This window comes from Terriglobales bacterium, assembly GCA_035624455.1.
Lineage (GTDB): Bacteria > Acidobacteriota > Terriglobia > Terriglobales > Acidobacteriaceae > DASPRM01.
In genome coordinates, this window is the sequence record DASPRM010000025.1 from 206,231 (window position 1) to 213,045 (window position 6,815).

General features: G+C 58.1%; 5 protein-coding genes. 2 read left to right on the forward strand and 3 right to left on the reverse strand.

The features are described 5' to 3' along the window. Positions 1–894, reverse strand: a complete 894-nt coding sequence (locus VEG30_03435) for a universal stress protein (protein ID HXZ78955.1) — start codon at positions 892–894, stop codon at positions 1–3. A 193-nt stretch (positions 895–1,087) separates the two neighbouring features. Between VEG30_03435 and VEG30_03440 the strand changes: the two genes are divergently transcribed. Next, positions 1,088–2,341, forward strand: coding sequence for a cytochrome P450 (locus VEG30_03440; GenBank protein HXZ78956.1), 1,254 nt, complete (start codon positions 1,088–1,090; stop codon positions 2,339–2,341). A gap of 44 nt (positions 2,342–2,385) precedes the next feature. After that, positions 2,386–3,726, forward strand: a complete 1,341-nt coding sequence (locus VEG30_03445) for an NAD(P)/FAD-dependent oxidoreductase (protein ID HXZ78957.1) — start codon at positions 2,386–2,388, stop codon at positions 3,724–3,726. Positions 3,727–3,760: 34 nt separating this feature from the next. On the opposite strand, the gene VEG30_03450 is transcribed toward VEG30_03445, so the two are convergent. Both VEG30_03450 and VEG30_03455 read right to left on the reverse strand, forming a co-directional pair. Continuing rightward, complete coding sequence (locus tag VEG30_03450) at positions 3,761–5,578, reverse strand: chloride channel protein (protein HXZ78958.1); 1,818 nt, start codon at positions 5,576–5,578, stop codon at positions 3,761–3,763. Further along, on the reverse strand, positions 5,575–6,690 hold the full coding sequence (locus VEG30_03455) for a tetratricopeptide repeat protein (GenBank protein HXZ78959.1): 1,116 nt from the start codon (positions 6,688–6,690) through the stop codon (positions 5,575–5,577). The genes VEG30_03450 and VEG30_03455 overlap by 4 nt, the downstream gene beginning before the upstream one ends. Between the last annotated feature and the right edge of the window lie 125 nt (positions 6,691–6,815).

Below are 6,815 nucleotides of genomic sequence, written 5' to 3' on the forward strand. Positions count from 1 at the left end.
TCACTCCTCGTGTCTTCTCACGGTCAGCACTGGGCACGGCGCGTGCGTCACCAGCTCGTAGGCTGTGGCCCACTTCAGCCGGCGGGCGAAGCCCTCGGGCTGACGTACCCCGAGCACAATCAAGTCTGGCTTCTCTTTGTGGGCAACCTTCAGAATCCGCGCCGCGGCATTTCCAAACTCGACGAGAAATCTCGGCTCCTTTGCCAGATTCGCGTCCTCCGGAATCAGCCCTCGTAACCTATACTCGGCGTGACGTGCAACCTCCTGCCGCTGTGCCTCAGAGATCGTCTCCTCTTTACTCACATGCAACATGACCAGCAAAGCATCTCGCCTCTGCGCCAGCCACAAAGCGTAACGGCCGGCATTGATCGAGTGCGCGCTGAACCCCGTACAGAACAGAATTTTCCTGGGACCCTCTGCGGGCACTTTGCTTTTGGCTTTCGGTCCAACCGTGAGCACCGGGCAAGGGGCCTGCCGGAAAATTGTCTCCGCCGTCGACCCCAGCAGTAACTTAGCGATGCGGCTGCGTCCTCGCGTGCCTGTGACCAGGAAGTCGATCGCGAATCGCGAAATCATCTCCGACAACCTGGTCCAGACGTCGCCTTGCTCGATCAGGAGCTGGTTTTCGATGCCGTCGAGGCGCCCGGCGATAAAGTGGTCGGTCATCATGGCATGGCCGTCCCGCCAGGCATCATCCAGCGCTCGCTGCTGCGTATCTGAGGAGATTCCATAGGCCTCGGCAACCACGTGCGCCACATACACTTTGGCTTGAGTCCGGCGGGAAATTGCCAGGGCATAGAGCAATGCCACTTCCGATGCCGGCGAGAAGTCCGTCGCCACCAGAATATTGCGCACCGTAATCGCCGCGGGTTGGCCCAACGTCTGCGTCGCCATATGAGTAGGGGACGATTCCACAACCCGATTACGGGCACCGAGCGGCTGACTTACCGATGGATAACCTCAATGGAATCTTCCTCAAAGGCCAGATCGCCCCAATTGCGAAACGATACCCGTTATCTCGCAATGCAAGCGATAATTAGAACACTGGCCGCCCCACCGCAGCACTACAAAAGAATGAGGGAGAAACGTGGCCGATATACGAGAAACCTCGGGCTTCTTTCTGGATGATCCGCAGAAGCTCGATAACCCATTCCCCGATTTCGCATATTTTCGAGAGCACCATCCTGTTTTCTACTATCCGCCGCTGAATTCTTGGTTCATTTTCAGCTACGACGACGTTCAGAATCTCCTGCGTGACGATCGTCTCAGCGCTGATCGGATGAAAGGTTTCGTAGATGCGGCCCCGCTCGAGGTAAGGAAGGATCTTGCCCAACTTGCGCCCTTTCTCGAGAAGACCGCGCTCATGAAAGACGGTCAGGATCACGCCCGGCTGCGCGAGTTCCTGAACTTGGGATTCAATCCCGACCGCGTCCGCGCCATGCAGGGTGTGATTCAACAGATCGTCGACGAGCTGCTGGACAAGGTAGCAGCCAAGGGGAAAATGGACGTCTGCGGTGACTTAGCTTTCCTTCTGCCGGCCTATGTGCTCTCGCACATGCTGGGCATTCATCTTGAGGACAGCAGTAAGGTTGTGCAATGGTCAGTAGACTTCGTCGATTTCTTCAACGTAGTCCCCATCACCGTGGACAACACGCGCCGCCTGCTGGCGAGCGCCTTTGCCATGATCCAATACACGAGGTCGGTGATCGCCGAGCGCAAAGCGAAACCGCAGGACGACTTCCTTGGCATTCTGGTCAGCGCCCAGGCCAAGGGAGCAAACTTTACGGAAGACGACATCGTCGCGAACGCCATGCTGCTGCTGCTCGCAGGACATCTGGCGGTTAGAAACCTGATTGGAAATGCGGTGTATCTCTTGCTGACTCATCCCGATCAGCTGGAGTTGGTCCGCACGAATCCAAGTCTGTTGCACAACCTGATTGAAGAAACCCTCCGCTATGAGACTCCCATCACCATGATTCCCAGAGTTGCCTTGCTGGATTTCGACTTCCGTGGGCAATCCATTCGTGTGGGTCAAATCGTGCAACTCAGTATTGCTTCCGCCAATCGCGACAGTGCTCATTTTCCCGATGGCGAGTGTTTCAACATCCTCCGCCCAGCCGCCAAGAATTTGAGCTTCGGGGAAGGACCGCATGGGTGCTTGGGGGCACTGCTGGCAAAGGAAGAAGCGCAGATCGCTATCGCAAGCATTCTGTCTCGCTTGAAGAACCTCAAAATCGATGACAGGGTGCCGATTCGCTGGTATCGAAACGCCGGTAACCGGGGTCCTGTGAACTTGCCGGTAATTTTTGATCCAGGTGGGGCGGCCAAGAGTCGAACTTGAAAAATGCAGCGGCCCGACTACCTCGCTCATCTCAACTACTGAGGATGAATCAGAAGCAACAACCTCGAGTCGTGATCGTAGGTGGTGGATTCGGAGGGCTCAACGCGGCCAACGCGCTCGCCAAACTTCCGGTCGAAATCACGTTGATTGATCGCAAGAACTACCACAACTTCCAACCCCTGCTTTACCAGGTGGCGACAGCCGGACTCTCCCCCGGTGAGATCGCCGCTCCTATCCGGGGCGTCCTGAAGAAATATCGCAATGTGGAAGTGCTGATGGGTGAGGTCGTCGGTTTTGATCTGGACAAGCGCCGCGTGTTGTTATCCGACGGTTCTATTCCCTACGACTACCTGGTGGTGGCGGCGGGCGCCACGCACTCTTATTTCGGACACGAAGACTGGCAGAAACTGGCTCCCGGGCTGAAGACGATCGAAGATGCGATTGAGGTTCGCCGTCGCGTGCTGCTTGCTTTCGAGCTCGCTGAGCGCAGCGTAGTGCTCGAACATGAACACGATCTCGATCCCATACAGTTTGTGATCGTGGGCGGTGGACCAACCGGGGTGGAACTGGCGGGAATGTTGTCAGAGATTGCCCGTCATGCGATCGTCCGCGATTTTCGCTCGATCAAGCCGCAGCAGACCAGCATCATTCTGGTGGAGGGCGGTCCGCGCGTGCTGCCTGCCTATCCCGAAGATCTGTCGCGCAGCGCAGAGAGGCAACTGCACAAGCTCGGGGTAGAGGTCAGGACTAACTCCATGGTCACCTCGGTGGAACCCGGCCGGGTCAAGATTGGCGACAGCTATCTTCGTTCCACTGTGACGTTGTGGGCCGCCGGCGTCGCTGCCAGCCCGCTCGGCAGAGCCCTCGGTGCTCCCCTGGATAAGTCTGGGCATGTCCTCGTGAACCCCGATCTGAGCATTTCCGGCCATCCCGAAGTCTTTGTCATCGGTGATCTGGCTAGTCTGCGGGACAAATCAGGCGAGCTTTTGCCTGGGCTTGCACCTGTGGCCATGCAACAGGGAAGGCATGCAGCCAGGAACATCTCGCGAGACCTGAAGCACCAGCCGCGTGGCAAATTTGAATACCTGGACAAGGGGACGATGGCGACGATTGGGCGAGCAGCGGCGATTGCCAAAATCGGCAGACTGCATCTCACCGGATTCATCGCCTGGTTTCTCTGGCTGTTCGTCCACCTGATGTATCTGGTGGGATTTCGCAACCGCGTACTAGTTCTGCTGGAGTGGGCGTGGGCTTATATCACCTACCAGCGCTCGGCCCGCTTGATCACAGGATCGGAAGTCCTGCCAGGATTGAGTGAACCGCGAGGGCAGACGGTTTCGACTTCAACCTTGCAAGCGGACGTGAAAAAGACGAAAGCGAGCTGAACGGGGAACTCCTATTCGCCCTGAGCGAAAATAGTCATCCCGATTCTACCGCGGGCGCTTCCACGCTCCCCGCGCCCATCGAAACCGCTTCCGTGCCGCCCATCAGCCTGTAAGTTTCCAGAATATTTTCCAACGACACCACGCCTTCCAATATCCGGTGATTAGCGCGATTCACCACGGGCAGAATGTCGTGACCATGAACCCGCCGAAGCGCCAATTCGATCGTATTGTCCGGGTACAACACCGGACAAGGCCGGTGCGGCAGCGAGTCCAACATCAGGTTGCCGTCCTGCTGCGCCACCGCCTGCAGCGTAGCCTGCGGCAAGCTGCTCAGGGTGCCATCTGCTTCCCGGATCAGCAGCAGCTTTTCGGTGCTCCCGCGGATGCGTTCGAGCGCATACCGGACGGTAGCCGTGGACCCCAAGACGGGTGCGTGATAGGGACGCATGGCATCTTCCACCCGCAGGATCTGCTCTTCCCGCAGTTCCTCCATCGAAGGCAATTCGACTCCGTCCTGACGGGTGAGGACGTCGAAGATCGGCACGGGTTGGAAAGCGCGAGAGATCAGGTAGGCAATCGTGTTCGCCACCATCACCGGAATAATGATGGAATAGTTCCCGCTGACCTCCAGCACCATGAACACGGAGGTCATGGGGGCGCGCAGGAAGCCGGCGAACAACACTCCCATCCCCACCAAGGCATATGTCGCGGTAGAGCCGGTGAGCGCGGGGAAAAAAGTGCGTTCGATAACTCCGACGCAAGCTCCCAACATCGCACCCACAAAGAGCGTAGGGGCAAACATTCCGCCCGGAGTGCCGCTCACGAAAGATAAGGTTGTGGCCAAAATCTTCAGGGCCGCCAGTATGCCCAGGATCTGCCAGGTGTACTGGTTGTGCATCGCCTGATCGATGAACTCGTAGCCCGCGCCCATAACCTGGGGAGCACCCAGGTAACCGATACACCCGATCAGCAGGCCCGCGGCCGCCGGCTGAAAATAATGCGTCCACGAGGGAAGTGCCCGCAGTTTCGGCCGGAGATAGCAGATGCTGGCGGTGAAGACCAGTGCCGCCAGCCCTCCCACGATCCCGAGCAGCGCATATGCGACAAGCTCCCTGGGACTGACCAGTGACACCGGAGGAACCCGGAACAAAGGTTCCGAACCCAGGAAGCTGCGGACTATCACCACACTGGAAATTGCCGAGAGCACTACCGCCCCCAACACGCCCGCGTTCCAGCGTCCGATAACTTCTTCAATCACGAACAACACTGCGGAAATGGGCGCGTTGAAGGCGGCTGCCAAGCCTGCGGCGGCGCCAACGGGAGCGATCAAACGCAATTTTTCGCGCGACAGCGACAGCTTGCGCCCCATCACCGAAGCCAGCGTGGCGCCAATCTGCAGCGAGGGATCTTCGGGTCCCAGGGAGTGTCCGGAACCGATGGCCAATGCCGAAGTAATGAATTTGCCGATCGCGGTGCGAAACGGGATGTAACCGTTGTAGATGTAGAGTGCAGCCTTGGTCTGGTTCACGCCGCTGCCGCGGGCGCCTGGGAACAGGTGAATCACCAGTACCGCGATAACCAGGCCGGCAAGTGCCGGAGCCAGAATCACTCGCGCGCCCGAGACCGAAAGAGCCGAACCCAGTACCCCCAGCCGCGTCCTCTCAATCGCGATGCGGAAGCAAACCACCGACAAGCCGGCAAAAATGCCGATGAATACTGCGAGCACGAGGAAGAATCGTTCCTCGCGGAACACGAAGCGTCGGTTCGTATGTTGGGAGGAGTTGGCGTGCACTGCCGCGGACTCGTTCGCGGCAGTTCCTTCGACCGTTTCCTTAGACTGCGAATCGCTCACTGCTCGACAGCCTCTCGATGGCGTGCAATGGCCAGCAAAGCCAGATCAGCATCTTGCGCCGAACCGCATACCTGCTGCGCCTGAAGCTCGATTTGAAATACCAGCTGCATCACGCTCTCGATCATTCCCGGATCGCGAGCCAGCCGAGCGCGTGTAACGCGCGGATAGAGTTTGTGCCACTGGTTGGATGCCGAGAGCAGTTCGCTGACCGAATATAGATCTGAGCTCGGCATTCCTGTCTGTGCAGAGTTGCAGCTCTCCAGGCGTTTCCCCGCTTGATCGAAACCTTCCACTGCCCGCTGCGCTTTTTCATCGCTCGAGAGGCCAGGCTTAAAAGGGTCTGCTTCCAGCACACGTTCCGTCGCTTGCAGTCTCTGCTCCACTTCAGGATCGTGCGTGTATTCGGCTGCCTGCTTGAGATAGTGATACGCGGTTTGATAGCGCGATAGCGCCAGGGCCGATTCGCCTGCTCCCTTCATTGCTTCCCCCAGATCGGGGCGCAGCTTCAGGGCTTTCTGGTACAGACTGAAGGCATTCTCGAAGTCGGCTGTCTTCATGAACAAGTTCGCGGTTTCGAGCATTGCTGCTGAATCATCGGGAGGAAGGCTGGCCGCCAGAGCAATCACTTCCGACTGCGCCTGCTCATTCATTCCTTGTCGCAGCAGATATTGGATCAATTCCATGCGCGCTTGGCGGCGATGTCGAGGGGGATCGCTCTCCCATGCGCCGTAGATGGCTCCGTGATAAAACCGCTGAACGTCGTGCAAGTTGTTCTGACTGGCTGCCAGTCGCGCTAATTCAAGGTTGACGAGGCCGTCTCCGGGCTGTTCTTCCCAGAGGCTCAGTAGATAGTCCTTGGCTTCCTGCAGGTGATTGCCTGCGGCCAACGCTTCTGCCAGACGCAAGCGGTAGAGGCTATTGTTCTGGGAATAGAGGAGGGCGTTGCGAAAAGCAGAGACTGCCTGCTGTGGTTGTCCCTTTTGCAGTTTCTGCTGGCCTTGCTCAAACCATTCGACGGCGAGGGCTTCCTCCCGTTTCTGGTAAGAGCTGGTGATGAAGCGAGTAACGGCGAAAAGCGCCGCGGCCAGCACCACCATAACAGCCATCACCATGAGCTGGCTGCGTGTCCAGAATTGCTGGCCAGGCTCCGCGGATCTTTCCGGGGTGCCCTGCACTGCGTTCACAGTAGAAACCTCGCCACACGATCATTCTACTGCCCCGCAGGTTTCATCGTCTC

Coding starts and splice junctions, on each gene's coding strand:
- VEG30_03435 (HXZ78955.1), bottom strand. CDS start 894: ATGGCGACGCAGACGTTGGGCCAACCCGCGGCGATTACGGTGCGCAAT.
- VEG30_03445 (HXZ78957.1), top strand. CDS start 2,386: ATGAATCAGAAGCAACAACCTCGAGTCGTGATCGTAGGTGGTGGATTC.
- VEG30_03455 (HXZ78959.1), bottom strand. CDS start 6,690: ATGGTGATGGCTGTTATGGTGGTGCTGGCCGCGGCGCTTTTCGCCGTT.